25 protein-coding genes are annotated in these 24,834 nt (G+C 69.2%); 19 read left to right on the top strand and 6 right to left on the bottom strand.

What is annotated here, in order from left to right; translation table 11 throughout:
- Positions 1 to 36 precede the first annotated feature (36 nt).
- The 12 genes from ACT53Q_RS02400 to virB11 all read left to right on the top strand — a co-directional run bounded on the left by ACT53Q_RS02400 (position 37) and on the right by virB11 (position 10,135).
- Positions 37 to 822 (top strand): succinate dehydrogenase iron-sulfur subunit, encoded by a 786-nt coding sequence (locus ACT53Q_RS02400; RefSeq protein WP_476185037.1) that lies wholly within the window; start codon positions 37 to 39, stop codon positions 820 to 822.
- 20 nt (positions 823 to 842) lie between these two features.
- The gene (locus ACT53Q_RS02395) at positions 843 to 1,499 is read left to right on the top strand and encodes a hypothetical protein (RefSeq protein WP_476185036.1); all 657 of its coding nucleotides are present in this window, start codon (positions 843 to 845) and stop codon (positions 1,497 to 1,499) included.
- A 78-nt stretch (positions 1,500 to 1,577) separates the two neighbouring features.
- Positions 1,578 to 2,012: an MAPEG family protein gene (locus tag ACT53Q_RS02390; RefSeq protein WP_476185035.1), complete on the top strand. Its 435-nt coding sequence runs from the start codon at positions 1,578 to 1,580 to the stop codon at positions 2,010 to 2,012.
- Positions 2,009 to 2,266: an FAD assembly factor SdhE gene (locus tag ACT53Q_RS02385; protein WP_476185034.1), complete on the top strand. Its 258-nt coding sequence runs from the start codon at positions 2,009 to 2,011 to the stop codon at positions 2,264 to 2,266. The genes ACT53Q_RS02390 and ACT53Q_RS02385 overlap by 4 nt, the downstream gene beginning before the upstream one ends.
- Entirely contained in the window at positions 2,229 to 2,666 is a 438-nt protein-coding gene (locus ACT53Q_RS02380) for a hypothetical protein (protein WP_476185033.1), read from the top strand. The genes ACT53Q_RS02385 and ACT53Q_RS02380 overlap by 38 nt, the downstream gene beginning before the upstream one ends.
- Before the next feature lie 23 nt (positions 2,667 to 2,689).
- Complete coding sequence (locus ACT53Q_RS02375) at positions 2,690 to 3,949, top strand: lipoprotein-releasing ABC transporter permease subunit (RefSeq protein WP_476185032.1); 1,260 nt, start codon at positions 2,690 to 2,692, stop codon at positions 3,947 to 3,949.
- The gene (gene lolD / locus ACT53Q_RS02370) at positions 3,942 to 4,640 is read left to right on the top strand and encodes a lipoprotein-releasing ABC transporter ATP-binding protein LolD (RefSeq protein WP_476185031.1); all 699 of its coding nucleotides are present in this window, start codon (positions 3,942 to 3,944) and stop codon (positions 4,638 to 4,640) included. Before ACT53Q_RS02375 ends, lolD begins: the two co-directional genes overlap by 8 nt.
- Positions 4,641 to 5,247: 607 nt before the next feature.
- The gene (locus tag ACT53Q_RS02365) at positions 5,248 to 5,649 is read left to right on the top strand and encodes a TcpQ domain-containing protein (RefSeq protein ID WP_476185170.1); all 402 of its coding nucleotides are present in this window, start codon (positions 5,248 to 5,250) and stop codon (positions 5,647 to 5,649) included.
- Between the two features lie 79 nt (positions 5,650 to 5,728).
- Entirely contained in the window at positions 5,729 to 6,799 is a 1,071-nt protein-coding gene (locus ACT53Q_RS02360; RefSeq protein WP_476185030.1) for a VirB8 family type IV secretion system protein, read from the top strand.
- Positions 6,796 to 7,581 (top strand): TrbG/VirB9 family P-type conjugative transfer protein, encoded by a 786-nt coding sequence (locus ACT53Q_RS02355; RefSeq protein ID WP_476185029.1) that lies wholly within the window; start codon positions 6,796 to 6,798, stop codon positions 7,579 to 7,581. Before ACT53Q_RS02360 ends, ACT53Q_RS02355 begins: the two co-directional genes overlap by 4 nt.
- Entirely contained in the window at positions 7,578 to 8,900 is a 1,323-nt protein-coding gene (locus tag ACT53Q_RS02350) for a TrbI/VirB10 family protein (RefSeq protein ID WP_476185028.1), read from the top strand. The genes ACT53Q_RS02355 and ACT53Q_RS02350 overlap by 4 nt, the downstream gene beginning before the upstream one ends.
- Positions 8,901 to 9,085: 185 nt before the next feature.
- Complete coding sequence (gene virB11, locus ACT53Q_RS02345; protein ID WP_476185027.1) at positions 9,086 to 10,135, top strand: P-type DNA transfer ATPase VirB11; 1,050 nt, start codon at positions 9,086 to 9,088, stop codon at positions 10,133 to 10,135.
- A 59-nt stretch (positions 10,136 to 10,194) separates the two neighbouring features.
- Here virB11 and ACT53Q_RS02340 read toward each other — a convergent pair whose 3' ends face one another.
- The 3 genes from ACT53Q_RS02340 to ACT53Q_RS02330 form a co-directional block, all read right to left on the bottom strand.
- The gene (locus tag ACT53Q_RS02340) at positions 10,195 to 10,734 is read right to left on the bottom strand and encodes a SixA phosphatase family protein (RefSeq protein WP_476185026.1); all 540 of its coding nucleotides are present in this window, start codon (positions 10,732 to 10,734) and stop codon (positions 10,195 to 10,197) included.
- The gene (gene mfd, locus ACT53Q_RS02335; protein ID WP_476185169.1) at positions 10,731 to 14,228 is read right to left on the bottom strand and encodes a transcription-repair coupling factor; all 3,498 of its coding nucleotides are present in this window, start codon (positions 14,226 to 14,228) and stop codon (positions 10,731 to 10,733) included. The genes ACT53Q_RS02340 and mfd overlap by 4 nt, the downstream gene beginning before the upstream one ends.
- 114 nt (positions 14,229 to 14,342) lie before the next feature.
- Positions 14,343 to 14,930 (bottom strand): GNAT family N-acetyltransferase, encoded by a 588-nt coding sequence (locus ACT53Q_RS02330; RefSeq protein ID WP_476185168.1) that lies wholly within the window; start codon positions 14,928 to 14,930, stop codon positions 14,343 to 14,345.
- A 157-nt stretch (positions 14,931 to 15,087) separates the two neighbouring features.
- On the opposite strand from ACT53Q_RS02330, the gene ACT53Q_RS02325 reads away from it, so the two are divergent.
- Positions 15,088 to 16,002 carry a cation diffusion facilitator family transporter gene (locus ACT53Q_RS02325; protein ID WP_476185025.1) on the top strand — a complete coding sequence of 305 codons (915 nt, stop codon included), beginning with the start codon at positions 15,088 to 15,090 and terminating at the stop codon, positions 16,000 to 16,002.
- 30 nt (positions 16,003 to 16,032) lie between these two features.
- Here ACT53Q_RS02325 and ACT53Q_RS02320 read toward each other — a convergent pair whose 3' ends face one another.
- The gene (locus ACT53Q_RS02320; protein WP_476185024.1) at positions 16,033 to 16,890 is read right to left on the bottom strand and encodes a 23S rRNA (adenine(2030)-N(6))-methyltransferase RlmJ; all 858 of its coding nucleotides are present in this window, start codon (positions 16,888 to 16,890) and stop codon (positions 16,033 to 16,035) included.
- A 102-nt stretch (positions 16,891 to 16,992) separates the two neighbouring features.
- On the opposite strand from ACT53Q_RS02320, the gene creB reads away from it, so the two are divergent.
- From creB to ACT53Q_RS02290, 6 genes are all read left to right on the top strand, one after another.
- Positions 16,993 to 17,700, top strand: a complete 708-nt coding sequence (gene creB / locus ACT53Q_RS02315; RefSeq protein WP_476185023.1) for a two-component system response regulator CreB — start codon at positions 16,993 to 16,995, stop codon at positions 17,698 to 17,700.
- A gap of 9 nt (positions 17,701 to 17,709) precedes the next feature.
- The gene (gene creC / locus ACT53Q_RS02310; RefSeq protein ID WP_476185022.1) at positions 17,710 to 19,164 is read left to right on the top strand and encodes a two-component system sensor histidine kinase CreC; all 1,455 of its coding nucleotides are present in this window, start codon (positions 17,710 to 17,712) and stop codon (positions 19,162 to 19,164) included.
- A 288-nt stretch (positions 19,165 to 19,452) separates the two neighbouring features.
- Complete coding sequence (gene creD, locus ACT53Q_RS02305) at positions 19,453 to 20,847, top strand: cell envelope integrity protein CreD (RefSeq protein ID WP_476185021.1); 1,395 nt, start codon at positions 19,453 to 19,455, stop codon at positions 20,845 to 20,847.
- 14 nt (positions 20,848 to 20,861) lie between these two features.
- Positions 20,862 to 21,179: a hypothetical protein gene (locus ACT53Q_RS02300; RefSeq protein WP_476185020.1), complete on the top strand. Its 318-nt coding sequence runs from the start codon at positions 20,862 to 20,864 to the stop codon at positions 21,177 to 21,179.
- A 79-nt stretch (positions 21,180 to 21,258) separates the two neighbouring features.
- Entirely contained in the window at positions 21,259 to 21,873 is a 615-nt protein-coding gene (locus ACT53Q_RS02295; RefSeq protein WP_476185019.1) for a GNAT family N-acetyltransferase, read from the top strand.
- The gene (locus ACT53Q_RS02290) at positions 21,870 to 22,754 is read left to right on the top strand and encodes a carbon-nitrogen hydrolase family protein (RefSeq protein WP_476185018.1); all 885 of its coding nucleotides are present in this window, start codon (positions 21,870 to 21,872) and stop codon (positions 22,752 to 22,754) included. The genes ACT53Q_RS02295 and ACT53Q_RS02290 overlap by 4 nt, the downstream gene beginning before the upstream one ends.
- A 307-nt stretch (positions 22,755 to 23,061) precedes the next feature.
- Here the strand turns inward: ACT53Q_RS02290 and ACT53Q_RS02285 are convergent, their stop codons facing one another.
- Together ACT53Q_RS02285 and ACT53Q_RS02280 are read right to left on the bottom strand one after the other, a co-directional pair.
- Entirely contained in the window at positions 23,062 to 23,628 is a 567-nt protein-coding gene (locus tag ACT53Q_RS02285; protein WP_476185017.1) for a phosphatase PAP2 family protein, read from the bottom strand.
- The gene (locus ACT53Q_RS02280; RefSeq protein WP_476185016.1) at positions 23,576 to 24,769 is read right to left on the bottom strand and encodes a glycosyltransferase family 4 protein; all 1,194 of its coding nucleotides are present in this window, start codon (positions 24,767 to 24,769) and stop codon (positions 23,576 to 23,578) included. Before ACT53Q_RS02280 ends, ACT53Q_RS02285 begins: the two co-directional genes overlap by 53 nt.
- Positions 24,770 to 24,834: the final 65 nt, after the last annotated feature.

Raw genomic sequence — 24,834 nt, 5'->3', positions numbered from 1 at the left:
CGCCCACGGCACCGCACCGCATTCCGGATCGAGACAATGGCCGAGTTCACCCTTCCCAAGCATTCCAAGGTCCACAAGGGCAAGCGCTTCTCCGCGCCGGCCGGCGCCAAGCGGGTGCGCGAGTTCAAGATCTACCGCTGGAGCCCGGACGACGACGAGAACCCGCGCACCGACACCTACGAGGTCGACCTCGACACGTGCGGGCCGATGGTTCTCGACGCGCTGATCAAGATCAAGAACGAGATCGACCCGACGCTGACGTTCCGTCGTTCCTGCCGCGAGGGCATCTGCGGTTCGTGCGCGATGAACATCGACGGCACCAACACGCTGGCCTGCACCAAGGCGATCGACGACTGCGGTGGCAAGGAGGTCCCGATCTACCCGCTGCCGCACATGCCGGTGATCAAGGACCTGGTGCCCGATCTCACGCATTTCTACGCGCAGTACGCGTCGATCCGCCCGTGGCTGCGCACGCAGACCCCGGCGCCGCCGGATCGCGAGCGTCTGCAGTCGAAGGAAGACCGTGCCAAGCTCGATGGCCTGTACGAGTGCATCCTCTGCGCCTGTTGCAGCACCAGTTGCCCGAGCTACTGGTGGAACGGCGACCGTTACCTCGGTCCGGCGATCCTGCTGCAGGCCTACCGCTGGATCATCGACAGCCGCGACGAGGACACCGGCGCGCGCCTCGACGATCTGGAAGACCCGTTCAAGCTGTATCGCTGCCACACGATCATGAACTGCGCGCGCACCTGCCCGAAGGGCCTGAACCCGGCGCAGGCGATCGGCGAGATCAAGCGGCTGATGCTGGCGAGACAGGTGTGATCCGCCGGGGCGGGTCGCCCGTGCGCATCGCATGGCGGGGCGCGCTCGTCCTGTGCGCGGCGGTGTCGCTCGCGCATGCGGAGCCGGCGAAAGAGTCGGCCGCAGCGGAACCCGTCGATCCGCAGCGGCTGCACCGGATCGAAACGCTGGTCGACGTGTCGCAGTTCCCGAAGATCTACGACACCACGATGCTGAGCATCGCCGATCCCGCGTCCGAGGACGCCGCCACCCGGCTCGTCGCCGACACCATGCGTCTGGTCGTGTGGTCCCGCTCCCGTGACAGTTGGCTGCTGCTGATGGCGCGCACCATTCCCGACGACGTGCTGGGCCGGGCGGAAACGTTTTACGCCAGCGATGCCGGACGTGCGCTGGTCGCCTGCATCCGCGCGGCGGAGGGGCAGGCGGCGATCCGCGCATGCGCCTCGATTCCGGAGATCGGCGATACCGATGTCGCCGACTACGTCAGCGGCGATTTCCTGCGTCCGCATGCCAGCGAGGAGACGGTCTCGGCCGTCTTCAGCGGCACGTTCTGCAGTGCATTGGCGCAGGATCGGTCGCTGCTGGAGCGCATCGCGGCGGCGTGCGAGAAAGATGCTTCGCCGAAGGCCTGTGCGGCCTTCACCCGGCGCGAGGGCAGGGTCGAACTGGACCACGATCACTGCGTCCACAGCTTCTGACCGATGATCGGCCGAAGCAGGATCGACTGAAACAGGTTTGAGTGAAGCAGGTTTGACTGAAGCAGGATCGCCCGGACCATGACCGACCCGCATACCAGCACCGCCCTCTTCCTGCCCGGCCTCGCGATGGTCGCGCTGACCTTCGTCGTGCTGGCGGTGATGTTCCGGCGTCGCGTCGCGCAGATGAAGCGCGACCGCATCCGCCCGCAGCAGGTCGCGACGTCACAGCAGGCCGCGGCGCTGTACGCCGACGTCGCCCCCGCGGACAACTTCCGCAACCTGTTCGAGATGCCGGTGCTGTTCTACTTCGCGCTGGCGGTGGCCGCGATCACCGGCCAGACCGGGCCGTGGGTGCTGGGCCTCGCCTGGGCCTACGTCGCCGCGCGCATCGTCCACAGCGTCATCCAGTGCACCTACAACCGGGTGATGCACCGTTTCCGCGCGTTCGCGGCCAGCGTGTTCGCGCTGCTCGCGCTGTGGTGCGTCATCGGTTACGGGCTGCTCGCACCATGAGTGCCGGATCCGACGACGCCACGCGCCGGCGCCTGCGCTGGCGCTGCCGTCGCGGCATGCGCGAACTCGACCAGCTCTGCCTGCGCTATCTCGATCGCGTCTGGGGCGAGGCGTCGCCGGACGAGCGCCACACCTTCGAGCGCCTGCTCGCCTGCGAGGACGACCGCCTGTGGCGCTGGTTCCTCGGCCACGAGGCGCCCGACGACACCGAGCTGCATGCGCTCGTCGAACGCATCCGCGCCCTCCCGGTTTGAGCTGCGCGCATCGCGCTGGCCGATCGCCGCGCTGCTCGCGCTGTCGGCGCTCGCGCCGCTGGCCGTGCTCGCGTCGGAGATGCCGCGCGCCTTCGCATGGCCGCTGGCGTTCGCCGCATGCGCGACCGCGCTGTGGCGCGCCCGGGGCGAGGCGCGACGACCGGCGTGCCTGATCGTCGTCGACGGCGATGGCCAGACCACCGTCGATGGCGCCGCGGTGAGCGACCTGCGCGTCGACTGGCGCGGCCCGCTGGCCTTCGTCGCCTGGCGCGAGGCGTCGGGCCGGATCGCCCGCGGCAGCTTCTGGCCGGACACGCTGGACGCCGCCGGGCGGCGTGAACTGCGTCTGGCCGTCGACCGGATCGATGCTGTGCGCCGGGCAGGGCGGATGGCACCATAGCCGGATTCACCCCGCGGGTCGCCATGTTCAAGCCCCTGTCCGTCGCCATCGGCCTGCGCTATCTCCGCGCCAAGCGCCGCAACGGCTTCATCTCCTTCATCTCGCTGGCCTCGATGCTGGGCATCGCCCTCGGCGTGGCCGCGCTGATCACGACGCTTGCGGTGATGAGCGGCTTCCAGCGCGAGATCCGCGACCGCATGCTGCAGATGGCCGCGCATGCCACGGTCAGCGCCGACGGCCAGCCGCTGCAGGGCTGGGCCGAGGCGGTGACCGAAGCGAAGCGTGATCCGCGCGTCGCCGGCGCCGCGCCCTACATCGAGCGCCCGGTGATGCTGCAGGGGCCGCAGGAGGAGGGCGCGCTGCTGCGCGGCGTCGATCCCGCGATGGAAGGGCAGGTGTCGGTGCTGGCGAAGAAGATGGTCGACGGCACCTCGCTGCAATCGCTGGTGCCGGGCGAGTACCACATCGTCCTCGGCCGCGAACTGGCGCTGTGGCTGGGCGTCGGCGTCGGCGACACGGTGATCGTCTACACCCCGGAATTCCAGAGCACGCCGCTGGGCGCGATGGTGCAGACCAAGCGCTTCAAGGTCACCGGCCTGTTCGAGGCCGGGCATCAGGATTTCGACCGCCACCTCGCCGTGGTGCACATCGCCGACGCCCAGCGCCTGCTGCGCATGGGCGACGGCGTCACCGGCGTGCGCCTGCGCATGCACGACATGGACCAGGCCTGGGACGTCTCGCGCGAACTCGCGCGCCGGCTCGCCGCGCGGATGGACGAGACCTTCCGGGTCAGCGACTGGTCGCACGAGAACGCCAACATGTTCCGCGCGCTCAAGCTGGAGAAGACGATGATGGCGATCCTGCTGTCGCTGATCATCCTGATGGGCGCCTTCACCCTGGTGAATTCGCAGGTGATGCTGGTCACCGACAAGCAGGCCGACATCGCGATCCTGCGCACGCTTGGGCTGACACCGGGCGGGGTGATGCAGGTCTTCATGGTGCAGGGGTCGATGATCGGCATCATCGGCACCGTTTCCGGCGTGGTCGGCGGCATCCTGCTCACGCTCAATCTGCAGAGCATCCTCGAAGTCATCGAGCGCGCCTTCCACGTCGAGCTGCTGCCGGAGGACGTCTACTACATCACCGGCCTGCCCACCGAACTGCGCGCGTTCGACGTGACCGTGATCGCGCTGGTGGCGCTGGCCATGGCCTTCCTCGCCACGCTGTACCCGGCCTGGCGCGCGGCGCGCACCGCCCCGGCGGAGGCCCTGCGCTATGAGTGAGCCGGCGATGCAGGACGCGGTCCTCCGCTGCGAAGACCTGACCATGACCTACGCCGAGGGCCGGCTGCACACGCCGGTCTTCGCCGGGCTGCAATTGTCGGTCGCCCGGGGCGAGACGGTCGCGATCGTCGGCGCCTCCGGTGCGGGCAAGAGCACGCTGCTGCACCTGCTCGGCGGTCTCGACCGACCGACCCGGGGCGAGGTCTACGTCGCCGGCCAGCGCATGAGCGACCTCTCCGATGCCGACCGCGGCCGCCTGCGCAATCGTGCGCTGGGCTTCGTCTACCAGTTCCACCACCTGCTGCCCGAGTTCTCCGCGCTGGAGAACGTGATGCTGCCGGTGCTGCTGAATGGCGCCCCGGTGGCCGAGGCCGACCGGCGCGCGCGTGGCCTGCTCGAAGCGGTCGGCCTGGGCCATCGGCTGGAACACAAGCCGGGCGAGCTGTCCGGCGGCGAACGCCAGCGCGCCGCGGTCGCCCGGGCGCTGGTGAACCGGCCCGCCTGCGTGCTGGGCGACGAGCCCACCGGCAACCTGGACGAGAAGACCGCGGCCACCGTGTTCGACCTGATGCTCGGGCTCAATCGTGAACAGGGCACCAGCCTGGTCCTGGTCACGCATGACCGGGGACTGGCGGCGCGGCTGGATCGCGTCCTCGAACTCCACGAAGGCCGCCTGCGTCCCGCCTCCTGAGGCTTGTCCCGTCCTTGTCCGGGCCGGGCCCGGAACCGTGCGCCCATCCACGCGATCGATGACGGATGCAAGCGCGATGCCCCGGTTTTCCGGCGCGAATCCGCCTTCCGCGCCGCCCGTGCACGGGCAGGCTGCGGCAACGGTGTCGATCGCACAGGGATTTCTTGACCAATCACGTGGGAACGGGCTATGTTCCCCCGACGCAGCCAAGGATGCGTTCCAGCCTGCCGCCCCGTGGACCCCGGTCTGCAGGTTGCGGGGTGCGGGGGAGCACACTGGGATGAGCAGAAGGACGCCGCAGCAGTTCGCGACTTTGGGGAACGACCGGCGGCGATGATCGGTGCGAGGAGGGGGCCTGATCTGTCGTGACAACAGGGAATCCGCCTACCAGCACCCGGTCGTACCGTGTCCGGTGCCATTTGCCCGTCGACGTTCCGCCCGAGGCGACCCTGGTCGGCTTCCGTGCGCGGACCCGTTCCGTGCCTGCGTTCCAGCCGTCCGTGCCGCGGGCGGGTGGGGTTGCCGTTCCATCCTGTGTTTCACTCAATTTCTCCGATCTTCTCCCGGGTGGCGTGTGAAATCTCGAATCTCGATCCTGACCAAGCTCATGTTCGCCGTGCTCTGCGCGGTGGCCCTGTCCAGCTGCGCCACGCGCCCGGCACCCGACTTCGGCGGTCGCTGGAAGACCGTCAACCGCTTCGCGGAAGAGACCCAGGCGCTCCCGCTTCAGGACACCTATCTCTACTACGCCTCGCCCATGGACCGCACGCTCAAGAACATGCTCGAGCGCTGGGCCGACGACTCGCACATGACGCTGACCTATCGTCACCCGATGGACTACACCCTGTATTCGGCCGTCGCGGACATCCGCACGCCGAGCCTGCAGGAGGCCGTGTCCCAGCTCAACGCCGCCTATGCCGCGCAGCAGGTCTCGATCGGCGTGAGCGGCAACGAGATCGTCGTGCGCATCGCGTCCGGTGATGCCGGCAGCGGGAGTTCCGCGCCCTGACGCGCGCCGGCGACGGCGCTTCGGTGCCGTCCGCCGGGTCCGGAACCCTTCCAATCCATTCGGGACTACAGGCTTCAGAATGCTAGGCAAGAAAAAAGAATCGCCGCAGATCGACAATTCGGTCGCGAAAGGCGTCAACTTCGAGGTCAGCATCGCCGACCTCGCCCGGCGCAGCGAAAAGCGCGCGTGGATGATCGCCTGGACCTGCCTCGGCATCGTGATCGCGATGGTCGGCGGGTTCATCTACATCCTTCCGCTGAAGAAGGAAGTGCCCTACCTGATCATGGCCGACGCCTTCACCGGCCAGGCCACCGTCGCGACCCTGCGCGGTGATTTCAACAGCCCCAACAGCATCACCCAGAGCGAAGCGCTGGGTCGCAGCAACGTCGCCCAGTACATCATCGCCCGCGAGTCCTTCGACGTGGCCATGATGAACCTGCGCGACTGGGATCTGGTGAACGTGCTGTCCTCGCCCAACGTGCGCAACGGCTACGCCGCCATCCACGCCGCGAACAATCCCGACAGTCCGTTCAAGAAGTACGGCAAGGAACGTGCGGTCCGGGTGAAGATCCTCAGCATCCAGCTGGATCGCAAGGGCTCGGGCGACAACGCGCGCAACAGCGCCACCGTCCGTTTCCAGCGCGTCGAGTACGACAAGAAGACCGGCGACACCAAGCCGATCGACAGCAAGATCGCGCGGCTGGAATACACCTACAAGCCGAACCTGTCGATGGACGACAAGCAGCGGTGGAACAACCCGCTGGGCTTCCAGGTCACCGAGTACACCGTCGATACCGACTACGCCGCGTCGCCGCCGGTCGAGAACCCGGTCTCCGCGCAGCCGCAGGTGCCCGCCGGCTACCCGCAGCAGCCGTACCCCGGCCAGCCGTATCCGGGACAGGCGATTCCCGGTCAGCCGATTCCGGGCCAGCCGGCGGTCCCGGGTCAGGCGATTCCGGGTCAGCCCATCCCGGGCCAGCCGGGCCAGGTCCCGGCCGGTCAGGGCCAGGTCTACCCGTCGGCGCCCGACTTCGGCAACCCCGCCGCCGCGCCGCAGCCGCAGTACCCCGCCGGCGCCGCCCCGGCCGTCCCGCAACAGGTTCCGGCCGCGCAGGCCCCCAATCAAGTCAATGGAGTAGGCAACAGATGAGTCGCTTGCATCGCTCTTGCTATGCGGTCCTGCTGTGCGTGCTGGCGTCGGTGGCGCTGGTGCGGCCGGCGTTCGCGCAAGCCATCGTCGAGTACGAATACGAGCCGGACCGCATCTACGAGGTCCGCACCGGCCTGGGCATCACCACCCAGATCGAGTTGAGCCCCAGCGAGGAGATCCTCGACTACAGCACCGGTTTCAATTCGGGCTGGGAACTCAACCGCCGCGACAACGTCTTCTACCTGAAGCCGAAGAACACGGACGTCGACACCAACATGATGGTGCGCACGGCCACGCACTCCTACCTGTTCGAACTCAAGGTGGTGGCGACCGACTGGACGGCGCTGGAGCAGGCCAAGCGCGCCGGCGTGAACTACAAGATCACGTTCATCTACGGCAACAGCACGGTGTTCTCGGCAGCGGCGGCGGCCGAGGCCAAGGGTGCGCCGAAGCCCCGCCAGAGCGAGATCGACACGGAGCTGGACAAGACCAGGACGTACTACTTCGACTATTCGTTCTCCACCCGGACCAAGAACAAGTGGCTGATCCCGGTGAACGTATACGACGACGGCCAGTTCACCTACATCCGTTTCAACAACGTCAACCGCTTCCCGTCGGGCGACTTCCCGGCGGTGTATGCCCGCGATCGTGAGGGTGGCGAGGATTTCCTGGTCAACACCACGGTCGAGGACAACACCCTCGTCGTCCATGGCACCTATCCCTTCCTGGTCGTTCGCCACGGGAAGAACGTCGTCGGTCTGCGTAGGAACAAGCAAAAGTGAACCAGAATTTCCCGCCGAATCCGCCGGGACAGTCCGGCGACTACCCCTCTGGCGACCCGTACGGCCAGGGCTACGATCCCAACGCGCAGGGGAGCAATCCCTACTATTCCGCGCAGCAGCCGCAGGCGCAGCAGCCCGACCTCGATGCCGGCGCGCCGCAGCTCAAGTCCGCCGAATCGCAGCGCATCAACCGCAAGATGATCATGATGCTGGGCGGCATCGTGGTGCTCCTCATCCTGATGACGCTCGTCGTGCTGAAGAACGCGACGTCGAAGAAGGAAGACGACGTCAAGAAGCCGAAGGAAGAGAAGGTCGTCATCCCCGACCTGCCGAAGGGTGCGGGTTCGCCGAACGGTCCGGATTTCGCGGACGTCCAGCCCGAACCGCAGCCGGTGCCGGTCCAGGAACTGCCGCCGCTTCCGCCCGAGGAGCCTGCCGCACGTTCCGCGAACAACAACCGCGGCAACGGCCGTGACGACAACAGTGACCGCGACTACGGTCCGCCGGTGCCGCAGGGCCCGACGCTCGCCGAGCGCCGCATGGGCATCACCGATGGCCGTGGCGGCGGTGCGCCGGGCACGGGCCAGGCCAACGACCCGGTGCTGAACGCGATGCTCGAGAACCTGCACAGCGCCACCGCGCAGCAGAACGGCGGCGCCCCCGGCGGGGCGGATGCCGCCGCTGCGGCGCGCAACGGTGGCAACAAGGTGAGCATCGCCCAGTACCAGCGCAATCCCGACACGCTGATGGTCCGCGGCACCTACATCCGCTGCGTGCTCGAGACCCGCATCATCACCGACGTCGACGGCTTCACCTCCTGCATCGTCACCGAGCCGGTGTACTCGATCAACGGTCGCAAGCTGCTGCTGCCGAAGGGCTCCAAGGCCCTCGGCCGCTATCAGGGCGAGCCGAAGGGTCCGCGCGTCGCGGTGGTCTGGGATCGCATCACCACGCCGAACGGTCTCGACCTGACGCTGGAAGGCGCGGGCGTCGACAACCTCGGTGGTGCCGGCCATCCGGGCGATTACAACGCGCACTGGGCCAGCAAGATGAGCTCGGCGCTGATGATCAGCCTGATCAGCGACCTGTTCAAATACGAGGCCGCGGAACACGGCCCGGCGACCGACTCGGTGACCACCGGCGGCAACATCGTCACCCAGCCGTTCGAGAGCAACACCTCGAAGACGATGGAACGCCTCGCCAACCAGGCGCTCAGCAAGTCGCTGGCGCGTCCGGCCACGGTGACCATCAACCAGGGCACCGTGCTGAACATCTACGTCGCCCAGGACGTCGACTTCTCCGGCGTCATCCACCGCTGATGGGCGGTCCGGCGCGGCGCGGGGCGTGTCTTCCGACACGTCCTGGCGCCGCGTCGTCGTTTCCGGGGTGCCGTCGTCTCGCCGGCATGGCACTTCCCGATTTCTTTCGCCACTGATTTCCTTCGCATTCCCTTCGTGCCCGGCATCGCCGGTCCCGCCGCCCCGCAAGCCGACCGCAGCCCCCCATGGACATCGACAATTCACCGATCGCCAACGTCTCCAACGACTTCCTGGAATACCAGTACAGCGTGCTCGGCATCCTCGAGTACATGTCCTCGCCGGAAGTGACCGAAATCTGCATCAACCGTCCGGGCGAGCTGTATCTCGAAACCACCTCGGGCTGGAAGCACATCGAGGTCCCGTCGCTGACCTTCGAGCGCGCCCGCCAGTTCTGTACCGCGGTGGTGAACGAAAGCAACACCGGCCAGCGCATCACCGACGTCGACCCCGTGGTGTCGCTGACCTTCCCGACCGGCCAGCGTGCGCAGTTCGTGATTCCGCCGGCCTGCGATGCGGGCAAGGTCTCGATCACGATCCGCCTCCCGGCCAAGCGCACCTTCACGCTGCAGAACTACGTGGACAGCGGTTTCTTCAAGCAGATCCTCGAAGGCGCGCCGGAAGTCAGCGATTTCGACAAGGAACTGCTGGCGCTGCGCTCTGAGCGCAACTACGCCGACTTCTTCAAGAAGGCGGTGCTGTACAAGAAGAACATCGTCGTCGCCGGCGCCACCGGCAGCGGCAAGACGACCTTCATGAAGTCGCTCGTGGGCCACATCCCGCATGAAGAGCGCCTGGTGACGATCGAGGACGCCCGCGAGCTCTTCATCGACCAGCCGAACATCGTGCACCTGCTGTATTCGAAGGGCGGCCAGAGCGCGAGCAACGTGACCGCGAAGAGCTGCATGGAGGCCTGCCTCCGCATGAAGCCCGACCGCATCATCCTGGCCGAGTTGCGTGGCGACGAAGCGTTCTACTTCATCCGAAACTGCGCGTCGGGCCACCCGGGTTCGATCACCAGTTGCCACGCCGGCAGTACGGCGCAGACCTGGGACCAGCTGGCGCTGATGGTGAAGGCCTCGAACGAAGGTTCGGGCCTGGAGTTCTCGGTGATCAAGCGCCTGCTGATGCTGACGATCGACATCGTCGTGCACATCAAGGCGCACGCCGGCAAGCGCTACATCACCGGCATCGACTTCGACCCGAGCCGTTCGCTGGGCCTCGCCGGTGCGGGTTGATCGGCGCGGATCGAAGCGGTTCGAACGACGAAAGGCCCGGCATTGCCGGGCCTTTTCGTTCAGTCGCGGGTTTCTTCGAGCGTCGCGACGCCATCCGTCGCGATGCGGACCGTGATCCGGCGATCGAATTCGTCGTCGCGCATCGGCGCGACAGCGCAGCCGCACAGCGCCGACGCGATCGCCGGCACGGTGTTGCTGTGGCCGACGACCAGCACCGTGCCCGACGCATGCGTCGTCCGCAGCGTGGCCGCGAAGGCATCGGCCGGCATGCCCGCCTCGTAGGTGCGCACGCGCAGGCCGTGCGCCTCCGCCGTCGGCTGCGCCGTGGCCTGCGTGCGGCGATAGCCGGTGGCGTAGACGGCCGCGACCGGAATGCCATCGAAGGACGCCGCGAGCCGTGCGGCCCGCGCACGCCCGACGTCGCTGAGCGACGGATCCTTCGGATCGTCGGTCGCCTTCTCGGCATGTCGGACCAGCACGAACGTCGTCATCGTTTCGCGATGCGTGGTGTTCGCAGGATCACCGGCGCGCAGCGATGTGCAGCCCGCGACGGATGCGAACGCGGCGACCAGCGCGCAAAGCAGCGTCCGCCTGTTCATGACGCCGGCGCCAGCGTAGTGAGCAGGCCGCGTGCCGCGCGGATGCGCTCGGCGGGATCGGGCAGGTCCAGCGTGATCCGCAGCTTGTCGGGGCCGTCCATGCGGTAGTGCTTCGGCTGGCCCTGGATCAGGCGGATCACCGACATCGGATCGACCGACGGCTTCTCGACGAACTGGATGCGGCCGCCGGCAGGGCCGAGATCGAACTTGCGGATGCCCAGCGCGGTCGCCGACAGCTTCAGTTCGGCGACGGCGAACAGCAGCTTCGCCGGGTCGGGCAGCAGGCCGAAGCGATCGACCATCTCGATCTGCAACTCGCGCAGACGGTCGGGATCGCGCGCACTGCTGATGCGCTTGTACAGCGTCAGGCGCGCATGCACGTCGGGCAGGTAGTCCTCCGGGATCAGCGCCGGTGCGTTGAGTTCGACCTCGGCGCCGCGCTGTTCGTCCAGCTCCAGGCCCAGTGCGTCGACGCCCGGCAGCTTGCCCTGGCGGATGCTGCGCACCGCGCGCTCCAGCAGTTCGGTGTACAGCGAGAAGCCGATCTCCGCCATCTGCCCGCTCTGGTCCTCGCCCAGCAATTCGCCGGCGCCGCGGATTTCCAGATCGTGGGTCGACAGCGTGAAGCCGGCGCCGAGTTCGTCCATCGACGCGATGGCGTCGAGGCGTCGGCGTGCGTCGTCGGTGATGTTGCGTCCGTCGGGGATCACGAGATAGGCGTAGGCGCGGTGGTGCGAACGACCGACGCGGCCGCGCAACTGATGCAACTGCGCCAGGCCGAACTTGTCGGCGCGGTTGATGACGATGGTGTTCGCGTTCGGGATGTCGATGCCGGACTCGATGATCGTCGAGCACAGCAGCACGTTGAAGCGCTGCTTGTGGAAATCGAGCATCACCTTTTCCAGCTCGCGCTCCGGCATCTGGCCGTGCGCGATGCCGATGCGCGCCTCGGGCACCAGCGTTTCCAGCTCGCGCTGCATGCGGCCGATGCTCTCGACGTCGTTGTGCAGGAAGTACACCTGGCCGCCGCGCGCCAGTTCGCGCTGGAACGCCTCGCGCAGCTGCGCGTCGTCCCAGGGCACGACGAAGGTCTGCACCGCCAGCCGGTGCGCCGGCGGCGTGGCGATGATCGACAGATCGCGCAGGCCGGTCATCGCCATGTTGAGCGTGCGCGGGATCGGCGTGGCGGTGAGGGTGAGCAGGTGCACGTCGGCGCGCAGCGCCTTCAGCGCTTCCTTCTGGCGCACACCGAAGCGTTGTTCCTCGTCGACGATGACCAGCCCGAGGTCCTTGAACTTCACGTCGGACTGCAGCAGGCGATGGGTGCCGACGATGACGTCGATGCGGCCGTCGGCGACCTTCTCCAGCTCGGCCTTGATCTCCTTCGTCGACTTGAAGCGCGACAGCACCTCGACCTTGAGTGGCCAGTCGGCGAAGCGGTCGCGGAAATTGCGGTAGTGCTGTTCGGCCAGCAGCGTGGTCGGCACCAGCACCGCGACCTGCTTGCCGGCCATCGCCGCGGCGAACGCCGCGCGCACCGCGACCTCGGTCTTGCCGAAACCGACGTCGCCGCAGACCACGCGGTCCATCGGCCGCGACGAAGACAGATCCCGCAACACCGCTTCGATCGCCGCCAACTGGTCCGGCGTTTCCTCGAACGGGAAGGTCGCCGCGAACGGTTCGTACACGCCGCGGTCGACGTCCAGCGCGAGGCCGGCGCGGGCGTGGCGCTTGGCCTGGATTTCGAGCAGTTCGGCGGCGACATCGCGGACCTTTTCCGCGGCTTTCTTCTTCGCCTTCGTCCACGCCTCGCCGCCCAGCGAATGCAGCGGCGCGGTGTCGGGGGAGGCACCGCTGTAGCGGCTGACGAGGTGCAGTTGTGTCACCGGCACGTACAGCCGGTCGCCCTTGGCGTATTCGATGTCGAGGTATTCGCCGGTCTGGCCGCCCGCGGACAGCGTGATCAGCCCGCGGTAGCGGCCGACGCCGTGATCCTCGTGCACGACCGGCGCGCCTTCGGCCAGTTCGCCGAGGTCGCGGATGATCGCTTCCGGCTCGCGCCCCGCGCGCCGACGGCGTCGCGGCTGGGCGGCGCGATCGGGGAACAACTGGCGCTCGGTGACGACCAGCCACGGCGCGGCGTTCGCGGGATCGCCGTCGACGCCGAAGCCGTTGTCCAGCGGCGCCACCGCGATGCACAGCGTCGCGTCGGCGACGGTCGGTGCGAGGAAGTCGGGGAAGCCCGCGATCACCTGCGGCTTCAGGCCGCCGCTGTGCAGCGTGTCGAGCAGCGCCTCGCGTCGCCCGGCGGAGTCCGCGGCGATCAGCACCCGGCCCGGATACGCGTCCAGCAGCGACTGCAGTGCGGCCGCGGGCGCGGCGTCCTTCATCATCAGCGGCAGGTCGGGCGCGGGCTGCACGCCGAGCGGCAGTGCGTCGTCGCGACGCGGATGCGCGTCGCCACAGACCTCGATGCGGCGGCCGCGGTTCAGGCGTTCGCGCAGCGCATCCGGCGACAGGTACAGGTCGTCCGGCGGCAGCAGCGGATGTTCGATGTCGTGGCGGCGCTGCTCGTAACGCTCGCCGGTGCTGCGCCAGAAATGATCCGCCGCCTCCTGCACGCCGTCGCCGAGCAGCGGCAGCGCCTCGGCGTCGAGATAGTCGAACAGCGTCGCGGTCTGCGCGAAGAACAGCGGCAGGTAGTACTCGATCCCCGCCGGCGCCAGACCCGCCTTCAGGTCCTGGAACAGCGCGCTGCGGCGGGTGTCGATGTCGAACCGGTCGCGCAGCGTGTCGAGCGCGCGGCGCAGCGCGTCGCCCTCCAGCGGCACCTCGCGCCCGGGCAGCATCTGCACCGAGGCGTACCGGTCCAGCGAGCGCTGCGACTCCGGGTCGAACGCGCGGATCGATTCGATCTCGTCGTCCAGCAGCTCGATGCGGTAGGGCTCGTCGGCGCCCATCGGGTACACGTCGAGCAGGCCGCCGCGCACCGCGAAGTCGCCGGGATCGAACACCTGCGGCACGTTGCGGTAGCCCGCGCCTTCCAGCCGGCGCTTTTCGGCGTCGAGGTCCAGCCGCTGGCCGACCTTCACGTCGAAGCTGCCGCCGACCACGTGCGAAGGCGGTGCCAGCCGCTGCATCAGCGTCTGTACCGGCACCACCACCACCCCGCGTTTCAGCGTCGGCAGCCGGTGCAGCGCGGCGAGGCGCTGCGAGACGATGTCCGGGTGCGGGCTGAAACGATCGTAGGGCAGGGTTTCCCAGTCGGGGAACAGCAGGACCGGCAGCGCCTCGTCGTGGCCGATCAGCGTGCGCAGGTCCTGTTCCAGCTGGTGCGCCGACTGGTTGTCGCGGGCGACGGCCAGCAGCGGGCCGGCGTGCGTGCGGGCCACGCGTGCGATCGTCCAGGCGAGCGCGCTGGCGCTGGCGGGCATGCGCCACCACGCGCGGGTCTGGCCGGGGCGGGGCAGCAGTGAAACGGAAAAGGCATCCATCGATGCGGTCATCGACACGGTCTGGGGGCAGGGCAGAGGGCGGACAGGGTAGCCCCGCGGGGAGGACGCGTCATCCCGCGCAGGCCGCACGCAGCGATCCGCCCGGAGGCGCCGTCACGCCCGATCGTCGTCGCGATCGGCGGCGCGGCCGGCGGCCGCGGCAGGGGCGGCGTCCAGCTCCAGCACCACCCGCACCAGCCCCGGCGTGTCGGCGGTCTCGCGGTGGAAGCCCAGCGAGTGCGCCAGCCCCAGCATCGCGGTGTTGTGCTCCAGCACCTCGCCGTACAGCCGTCGCAGCTGCTTGCGCCGCGCCCAGCGCACCAGGCGCAGCATCAGCAGGCGGCCCAGGCCCATGCCACCGATGAAGTGGCTGACGAGGATCGCGAACTCGGCGTCGCGGGTGCCCGGGGCGATGGCGACCCGGGCCACGGCGCCGATCAGCGCCTGGCCGGGCGGCAGGGGCTCGGCCGCAACGAGGGCGAACTCGCGCTCCGGGTCCGGCCGGGTCAGGCGCGCGGCGGCTTCCGGCGTGAGTTCCTTGATCGCGTACAGGAAGCGCTGGCGGATCTCGTCCGGCCGCAGCAGGGTGAAACCGGCGCGCAGGGGCTCGGCGTCCTCGGGGCGGATCGGCCGGATCAACAGTTCCCGGCCGTCGAGCAGCTGCTTGTACTCGTGCCAGGGCGGTAGACGGTCGCGCTTCACCGCCGCATCTTCGCACAGCGGGAATGACGGAAAGCGCCAGTCGTCGGACACCGGGCATGCCGCACGGTGGCTCCGGACGGCGCCGTGCGGCATGCCCGCCGGCGCCTGCAAGTGCCTGTTAAACTTGTCGTTTCGCATCCAGAAAAGGAACCTCCCGATGTCCGCCGGCGGCGACTCCACCCGTGCCATCCTCTTCGCGCTCGGCGCCAACTTCGCGATCGCCTGTTCCAAGGGCGTGGCGGCGTTCTTCACCGGCTCCGGCGCGATGCTGGCCGAGACCGTGCATTCGCTGGCCGACTGCGGCAACCAGCTGCTGCTGATGCTGGGCATGAAGCAATCCCGCCGTGCGCCCACCGCCGATTACCCGCTGGGCTACGGCAAGGCGATCTACTTCTGGTCGTTCCTCGTCGCGCTGATGCTGTTCAGCGTCGGCGGCATGTATTCGCTGTACGAAGGCCTGCACAAGCTGCGCCATCCCGAGCCCCTGCGGCAGTGGTGGTGGGCGGCCGGCGTGCTGGTGTTCGGCCTCGTCGCCGAAGGCATGTCGATGCGCGCCTGCCTGCAGGAAGTGAAGAAGGCCCGCGGCGATCGCTCGCTGTGGCAGTGGTTCCGCGAGAGCCGCCAGGCGGAACTCGTGGTGATCTTCGGCGAAGACCTCGCCGCGCTGATCGGCCTGGCACTGGCGCTGGCGGCGGTGATGCTGACCGTGGTCACCGGCGATCCGATCTGGGACGCGCTGGGCACGCTGGCCATCGGCCTGCTGCTGGTGGTGGTGGCGGTGTTCGTGGCGATCGAAGTGAAGGCGCTGCTGATCGGCCAGAGCATGGATCCGGATCGCGAACAGGAACTGCGCGGCTTCATCGCGGCGCGCCCGGAAGTGGCCGGCGTGATCAGCCTGATCACGCTGCAGCTGGGCAACGAGGTGATGCTGTCGGTGCAGGCGCGGATGGCGCCGGCGAGCAGCGCCGACGACCTCGTCGAGCGCATCAACGCGGTCGAACGCGCGGTGAAGCAGCGCTTCCCCGAGATCCGCTGGAGCTTCTTCGAGCCGGACAACAAGGGCCAGGACTGACCTCGGTCGATCGTCCCGGAATCCGGACGCTCAGGCCGGCGCGCGCAGCCACTCGGTGCGCGCGCTGGCGCCGGCCTCGCCCAGCACGTCACGCAGGGCGTCGCACGCCGCCCGCGCGGTCGCATCGAATTTCCATGGCGCGTTGAGCACCACCAGGCCGCTGCCGTTCATGCGTAGCGGCGAATCGTCGGGACGCACGCACAGCTCGCACAGCAGCGCGGATTTCGCGTCCAGCGCCGCGACCGCGCGCCGGAACGGCTGCAGCGCGGCGCCGACCTTGATCGGATACCACAGCGCGATCACGACCTGCGGCCAGCGCGCGAGCGCGTCGCGGATCGCCGCCAGCGCGATGTCGAATTCCGCCAGCTGCGCTTCGTACGGCGGATCGATCAGCACCAGCCCGCGGCCGAATTTCTGCCCGTCGACCCTCGGCGGCAGCAGCGCGCGCATCGCCGCGTAGCCGTCGCGCACGTGCACGCCGACGCGGGCGTCGCCGCCCAGCGCGCGTTTGAGCAGCGCCGCGTCGTCCTCGCGCAGTTCGCAGCAGGCGATGCGGTCCTGCGCGCGCAGCGCATGCGCGAGCAGCCACGGCGAGCCCGGGCAGGCGTCGTCGCCGCAGGCGGCGCGGCAGGCGCGGACGGCGTCGAGGTAGCGTGCCACCGCCGGATCGGCCGGCGGCGCGGCCAGCAGCCGCAGCAGGCCGCCCTCGGCTTCGCCAGTGCGCTGCGCCGCGTCGTCGCCCAGCGCGTACACGCCGGCGCCGGCGTGGGTGTCCAGCGCGAACAGCGGGCCCGGCTTCACGGTCAGGGCGTCGCACAGCGCCAGCAGCAGGACGTGCTTGAGCGCATCGGCGTGGTTGCCGGCGTGGAAGGCGTGGCGGTAGTTCATGCGCGGGCGGCGAAGGCGGGGCAGGGCGACCGGGAGCGCCATGGTAGGCCAAACCCGCCGCGCGGACCGCCTACAATGCCGGTGTCCCCACGCGATGCGCCCATGGCCGCGACCTCCACCCTCCTCGTCGTCGAAGACGAAACCGCGATCGCCGACACCGTGCTCTACGCGCTGCGCGCCGAGGGCTTCGCGGTCGAACACATTGCCCTCGGCAGTGCCGCGGTGCCGCGGCTGCGCGCTGGCGGCATCGACCTGGTGGTGCTCGACGTCGGCTTGCCCGACATCACCGGCTTCGAGGTCTGCCGCGCCATCCGCGCCTTCAGCGAGGTGCCGGTGATCTTCCTCACCGCCCGCGACGGCGAGATCGACCGCGTGGTCGGGCTGGAACTGGGCGCCGACGACTACGTGGTGAAGCCCTTTTCGCCGCGCGAACTCGTCGCCCGCGTGCGCGCGCGCCTGCGCCGCCGCGCGCAGGCCGATGCCTCCGCGTGGCGCACGCACGGCACCTTCGCGATCGACCGCGAGGGCCGGCGCATCCGCTACCGCGAACGCGCGCTCGACCTCACCCGTTACGAATACGGCCTGCTCGAAGCGCTGCTGCAGCGGCCCGGCGCGGTGCTGTCGCGGGCGCAGCTGATGGACCGGGTGTGGGCCGACGCGATGGAGAGCGGCGACCGCACCGTCGACACCCACGTGAAGACGCTGCGCGCCAAGCTGCGCGCGGTCGACGACGCGCTCGGCCTGCCCGACGAGGACCCGATCCGCACCCATCGCGGCCTCGGCTATTCGCTCGAGACCGGCGAGCGCTGAGCCACGCGCATGCGCATCGGCCTCCGCATCCTGCTCGGCTACTTCCTGATCGTCGCGATCGCCGCGCTGCTGCTGGGCCGTGTGTTCCTGCAGGAAGTGAAGCCCGGCGTGCGCCAGGCGATGGAAGACACGCTGGTCGACACCGCCAACCTGCTCGCCGAGCAGGCGGCGGACGACATGATCGCGGGCCGCATCGACGACGGCCGCTTCGCCGCGCACGTGCGCGCGCTGACCGACCGCGACCTCGGCGCCGACATCTGGGGCTTCCGCAAGCGCCGCGTCAGCACCCGCATCTACGTCACCGACGCGCGCGGCATCGTCGTGTTCGATTCCGACGGCCGCGACGTCGGCAAGGACTATTCGCGCTGGAACGACGTCTATCTCACGCTGCGCGGCAAGTACGGCGCGCGCTCGACGCAGACCGACCCGAACGACGAAACCTCGTCGGTCATGCACGTCGCCGCGCCGATCAAGCAGCGCGATGCCAGCGGCGACCGCATCATCGGCGTGCTCACCGTCGCCAAACCCAACCAGACCATCGCGCCGTTCATCGCGCGCAGCCAGGAGGTGATCCTGCGCTGGGGCATCGTGCTGCTGGGCGTGGCGCTGGCGATCGGCCTGCTCGCGGCGTGGTGGCTGTCGCGCCAACTCGATGCGCTGCGCCGCTACGCCGACGCCGTGGCCGCCGGCGAACGCGCCAGCCCCCCGGACAGCGCCGGCGAGTTCGGCGACCTCGGCCGCGCGCTGGAGACGATGCGCGCGAAGCTGGAAGGCAAGCAGTACGTCGAGCAGTACGTGCATGCGCTGACCCACGAACTGAAGAGCCCGCTGGCCGCGATCCGTGGCAGCGCCGAATTGCTGGAATCTGCCGGTGGCGCCATGCCCGAGGCCGACCGCGCCCGCTTCGTCGCCACCATCCACGCGCAGAGCGAGCGCATGGCCGAGATGATCGACAAGCTGCTGGCGCTGGCGGCGGTGGAACACCGGCAGCGGATCGAACAGCCGCAGCGGCTGGAACTGCGCGCGATCGTCGACGAGGCCGCGGAGCGGATCGCACCTAAGTTCGCGCAGCGCTCGCTGCGGCTGGAGATCGACGAGGACGAGGCGGCGCGCGGTGCGCGTGTCTCCGGCGATGCCTTCCTGCTGCGGCAGTCGCTGCTCAACCTGCTGGAGAACGCCGCGGATTTCGCGCCGCCCGGCAGCGTGGTGGAGCTGTGGCTGCGGCGCGAGGGCGAGATGCTGGTCGCCGAGGTGCTGGATCGCGGCCCGGGCGTGCCCGACTACGCGCTGGATCGCGCGTTCGAGCGTTTCTACTCGCTGGCCCGCCCCGCGGGCGGCAGCCGCAGCAGCGGGCTGGGGCTGTGCTTCGTGGCCGAAGCCGTGGAACTGCACGGCGGCAGCGCGACCCTCGGCAATCGTGAAGGCGGCGGGGCCGTCGCGTCGCTGCGGCTGCCGGTGGCCTGAGTTGCCTTCCCGGGCCCGGTAGAGCGGCCTGACCCGCCTTCGGCTGTTGAACACCAGGCCGCTGCGTTTCGCGATGACATCAAGAGCAGTGGCTTGGTAGAGCGGCCTTCAGGCCGCTGCTTCTCGACACAACGAAAAAAGCAGTGGCCTGAAGGCCGCTCTACCGAAAGCAGCGTCCGCGTTCGGGCGTGACCACGCCGCCCGGCTTCACGCCGGCTTCACGCAAGCGCCATCGCCGCCCCGCGCGGGCTGTCGAGACTGGCTCCGTTCCCAACCACGGAGGCCGCGATGCGCCTGCTCCTCAAGACCCTGATGGTGGTCGGCATGACCATCCTGCTGCTCGTCCCGCTGATGATGATCCGCGGCACCATCCAAGAACGTCAGTCCTACCGCGACGAGGCGGTTCGCGCCGTCACCCGCTCCGCCGCCGGTGCGCAGTCGCTGGTTGGTCCGGTGCTGGTGGTGCCCTACGTCCCGACGATCGAGGTCGAGGAAAAGAACAAGGACGGCGTGGTCATCCGCAAGGTGAAGAAAGAGGGCGAGCCCGGGCAATGGGTGTTCTTCCCGGAGACCATGGACGTGAAGGGCGTGATCACGCCGCACAGCCGGTTCATCGGCCTGCACGAAGTGCGCAGGTACGAGCTGAAGGACGTCACCTCCGCCGCGTTCGCGGCGAAGATCCCGGCCGACGAGAATCCCGAACTGCCGACGAAGTTCGGCCAGCCGTGGCTGATGTACGGCATCGGCGACGTGCGCGGCCTCGTCGGCCTGCAGAAGCTGCGCGTCGACGGCGCGGAAGTGCCGCTGGAACGCGGCCTCGGCGCGCGCGAGGGCAGCGGCCTGCATGCGCTGCTCGCCGCACCGACCGCCGGCACGACGCTGAAGTTCGACGCGACCCTGGAATTCTCGCTGGAAGGCACCGAGACGCTCGCGATCGCGCCGCTCGCGCAGCGCAACCGCGTGGTGCTGGATTCCGCATGGCGCCATCCGCAGTTCAACGGCTCGTTCACGGCGCGCAAGCAGTCGATCGGCGATGCCGGCTTCCATGGCGAGTGGGAAGTCTCGTCGCTCGCGACCAACGCGCAGGCGCAGTACCTCGGCGGCAAGACGCTGCCCAACCTCGGCGCGATCGGCTTTGGCGACGTGGGCGGCGGCGACACCGGGCTGGACGTGGTGTCGGTGTCGCTGGTCGAGCCGGTCAACATCTACTCGCAGGCCGACCGTGCGACCAAGTACGGCATCCTGTTCGTGCTGCTGACCTTCGTCGGCTTCTTCATGTTCGAACTGATCAAGCTGCTGCGCATCCACCCGGTGCAGTACGGCCTGGTCGGGCTGGCGCTGGCGATCTTCTTCCTGCTGCTGGTCGCGCTGTCCGAACACATCCCCTTCGGTCAGGCCTACCTTGCCGCCAGCGCGGCCTGCATCGGCCTGCTCGGCTACTACGTCAGCCACGTGCTGCGGTCGTGGCTGCGCGGCCTCGGCTTCACCGCGATGCTGACCACGCTCTACGCCGTGCTGTACGGGTTGCTGATCTCGGAGGACAACGCGATGGTGCTCGGTGCGGGCCTGCTGTTCCTGATCCTGGCCGCGATCATGGTCGTCACCCGTCGCATCGACTGGTACAGCATCGGTAGCGGCGCGACGCCGAATCGCGAGACCCCGCCGCCGATGCCGGCCGCCTGACCGGAGCGCATGGCATGAAGACGTTGTCCGGGCACTTCGTCGCAATGCTCTGCGGCCTGTTCTTCGCCACCGCGGGCATCACCAGCTGGACGCTGTACCGCGAGACGCTGCGCCAGGATTGCGGGCTGGTCGAGACGCAGGCGCGGGCGATGGTGATCGAGGACCTGCGTGCGCGCGGCCTGCCGGCGCACGGCCTCGATCCGGCGGCCGACGCCGGCCTCTGCCGCTTCGACTACCGTTACGCCGGCGACGGCCTCGCCATCGACTACGCGGTGCGTGCGGACTGGCGGCAGGGCGTGACGCTGGCGCATCGGGACAGTTCCGGTCGTTGAGGCATGACCTGCGGCCGCTCCGGGCGAATGCCCGGGGCGGCCGCGGCGTTCCGGCGTTCGGGCGGTCTAGAATCGGCGCATGACCGAGACCGTCACCGACATCCGCCGTTTTTCCGGCGCCGACATGCGCCGCCACCTCGACGCCGTCGCCGCGCTGCGCATCGCCGTCTTCCGCGACTGGCCGTATCTCTACGATGGTGATCCGGCGTACGAACGCGAATACCTCGACGCCTACGCCATCTCGCCCGACAGCGTGTTCGTGCTCGCCTTCGACGGCGACGTGGTGATCGGTGCTTCCACCGGCCTGCCGTTGGTCGACGACACTGCGGAGTTCCGAGCGCCGTTCGACGCCGCCGGCCTCGACGCGGCGCAGGTCTTCTACTTCGGCGAATCCGTGCTGTTGCCGGCGTATCGCGGGCGCGGCATCGGCCATGCCTTCTTCGATCATCGCGAGGCGCATGCGCGCGCGCTCGGCCGCTTCGACCTTGCCGCGTTCTGCGCCGTCGATCGCGCCGACGACGATCCGCGCCGCCCGCCGGGTCATCGCGGCAACGAGACGTTCTGGACGAAGCGCGGCTACGTGCGCCGCCCGGGCATGACCGTGCGCCTGCACTGGAACGAACTCGACCGCGGCGACATCGAGCACGGGCTCACGTTCTGGACGCGCCCGCTCGCGCAGGAGACGCAGGCATGAAGATCGCGGTCGCGAAGTATCCGATCGACGCGCCGGCCACGTTCGACGCATTCGCCGCCAAGCAGGCGCGCTGGATCGCCGAGGCCGCCGCGCTCGGCGCGCGCGTCGCGGTGCTGCCCGAATACCTGTCGCTGGAACTGGGCGCGACGTTCGCACCGGACATCGCGGGCGACCTGCACGCGTCGCTGGCGGCGATCCAGTGCCATCGCGCGGCGTGGATCGACCTGTTCTCTGGGCTGGCACGCACGCACGGGCTGTATCTCGTCGCCGGCACGTTCCTGCTCGATGTCGGCGGTGGGCGCCATCGCAATCGCGCCGATCTTTTCTCGCCCGACGGCGGCCACGCCTGGCAGGACAAGCTGCAGCTCACCGGCTTCGAGAATAAGACCGGCGTCATCGACGGCGGCGACATGCTGAAGGTGTTCGAGCTTGACGGTGTCCGCGCCGGCATCGCGATCTGCTACGACATCGAATTCCCGCTGCCGGTGCGCGCGCAGTGCGAAGCGGGTGCGCGGCTGCTGCTGGTGCCGAGCTGCACCGACACCGCCGCCGGCGCCACCCGCGTGCGCGTCGGCTGCCTCGCACGCGCGCTGGAGAACCGCGCCTTCGTCGCGAAGGCGGTGACCGCCGGCGAAGCGCCGTGGAGCCCGGCGCTCGACGTGAACACCGGCGAGGCGACGCTGTACGCGCCGATGGACGTCGGCCTGCCCGCCGACGGCCTGCTCGTGATCACCGACGGCGATTACGGCTGGGCCTGCGCCGACTGCGACCCGTACGCGCTCGCCGATAGCCGCGCGCAGGCGCAGGTCGCGAACGATCGCGATTGGGCGGGGCAACTGGCACCGGCACTGCGGCAGGCTCGGATCGAAGTGATGGGCTGAATGCGCGGACGGCCTGTTCGTCCTGGTGCGCTTTCCAAGGCGACGTGTCATCCCGAATTGGAGCCCCGGAGGGCGGCGGACAGGAAGTCCGCCGTTTTTCGACGAGGCAGGACGCCTCGTCGAAAAAGCCCAGTCACGATCCAGCGGGCAGATTTGCCTTGGACCTGAGTGTTTCTTTGGTGACTTTCTTTGCGCCAAAGAAAGTCACCCGCGCGCCAGCGCGGAAAAGATTCCGGGCTGTGTTGCAGGCACGTGAGGATGCGATGGTCGCATCCACGATCGATGCATTTGAATCCGTGATGCAGGCTCAGACCAGCAACCCCACCACATCCTCGCGCACCCACAACGACCCCGCCGCCAGCGCACTGCCGAGCCCCGTCGCGGCAAGCACGTCGCTCGGGTAGTGCAGGCCCAGCACCACGCGCGAAGCCGCAACGCTGGCGGCGAACGGAATGAGCAGCCAGGCGAGCGCGGGCACGTAGGCGAGGGTGACGATGGTGAAGGCCACCGCGTGCAGCGTGTGGCCGGACGGGAAACTGAATTCGTCCAGCGGCGCGACGCGGGCGCGGATGCGCAGGTCGGCGGCGCAGGGGCGCGGGCGGCGGGTGCCGGCCTTCAGCGCCTTGTAGAGCACCAGCGACACCGCGCCGACGACGATCATGTGCAGCGCCGCTGCGCGTCCGGTGGTACCGCCGAACAGCGCCAGCATCGCCATCAGCGCGTACCAGAACACGCCGTCGCCGAGGCGGCTGACGGCGGCGAAGAAACGCAGCGTCGTGCGCCGGTCGCACAGTGCGTTGGCGCGCAGGCACCAGCGCGATTCATTCGCCCGCAGGCGATGCCACAGCGAGATCGGGTTCGTGATCGCGGTCATGACGCGGCTCCGCGTGGGCGTGGGCGAGGCGTTGCAGGATCGCGTCGAAGTCCGCGGCGACGCGTTCGGGGCGCAGCATCGAGACCGCGTCGCGCGCGGCCAGTCGCATGTGCGCGCGCAGGGCCGGATCGGTGGCGATGCGCACGGCGGCATCGACGAAGGCATCGTCGGCATGGTCGTCGCGATCGTCCACCGCCGCGCCGTGTTCGCCGTCGCGCAGGCATTCGCGCGCCGCGCCGTAGTCGAAGGCGACGGTCGGGATGCCGCTGGCCATCGCTTCCAGGGTGACGTTGCCGTAGGTCTCGCTGCGGCTGGGGAACAGGAACAGGTCGGCGCTGGCGAAATGCTGCGCCAGCGCTTCGCCGCGCTGCATGCCGCAGAACACGAAATCCGGATGCTCGCGTTCCAGCCGCGCGCGTTCGGGGCCGTCGCCGACCCACACGAACCGCGCCGACGGCAGCGCGCGCTGCAGGGTGCGGAACGCGCGCACGGCGAGATCGAGGTTCTTCTCCGCGGCGATGCGCCCGACGTGCACGACCGCGAGGTCTTCCGCGCGCAGGCCCCATGCGGCGCGCAGGGTGTCGTCGCGCCGGTGCGGATGGAAGTGCGTGGTGTCGACCGCGCGCGCGAGGCGCGTCGGATGCGCGAAGCCGAGGCCGCGCAATTCCTCGCGCAGGGCTTCGGTCGGTACCAGCGTCGCCTGCCCGGCGTTGTGGAAGCGGCGCATCCACGCCAGCGCCACCGGCGCCATGAACGGCACGCCGTAGTCGCGCATGTAGCGATCGAAGCGGGTGTGGAAGCCGGTCGCGACCGGGATGCGCAGTGCGCGTGCGGCGCGCAGTGCCGACCACCCCAGCGGGCCTTCCGTGGCCACGTAGATCGCGTCCGGGCGCTGGAAATGCCAGGCGGCGACGAGCTTGTCCGTCGCGGGCAGGCCGAACCGCAGGCCGGGATAGCGCGGCAGCGGCAGGCCGGCGACGAGCCGTTCGTGCTTCGCGGGTCGCTGTCCGCGCTGCTGGCGCGGGCGGATCAGTTCGACCGCGTGTCCGCGTGCGCGCAGGCCTTCTTCCAGGCTCTGCACGGTCAGGGCGACACCGTTGATCTCGGGGGCCCAGGTTTCGGTGACGATCGCGTAGCGCATGCGCGGACTCCGGTTTCGCAGAGTCTGCGCGGTGGCGATGAAACATCGGTGGCGGCGGGATGAAC

It is taken from the genome of Lysobacter sp. DMC97, from assembly GCF_056313745.1.
The sequence above is the reverse complement of the archived record's forward strand: the minus strand, read 5'-3'. Positions and strand labels throughout refer to the sequence as shown.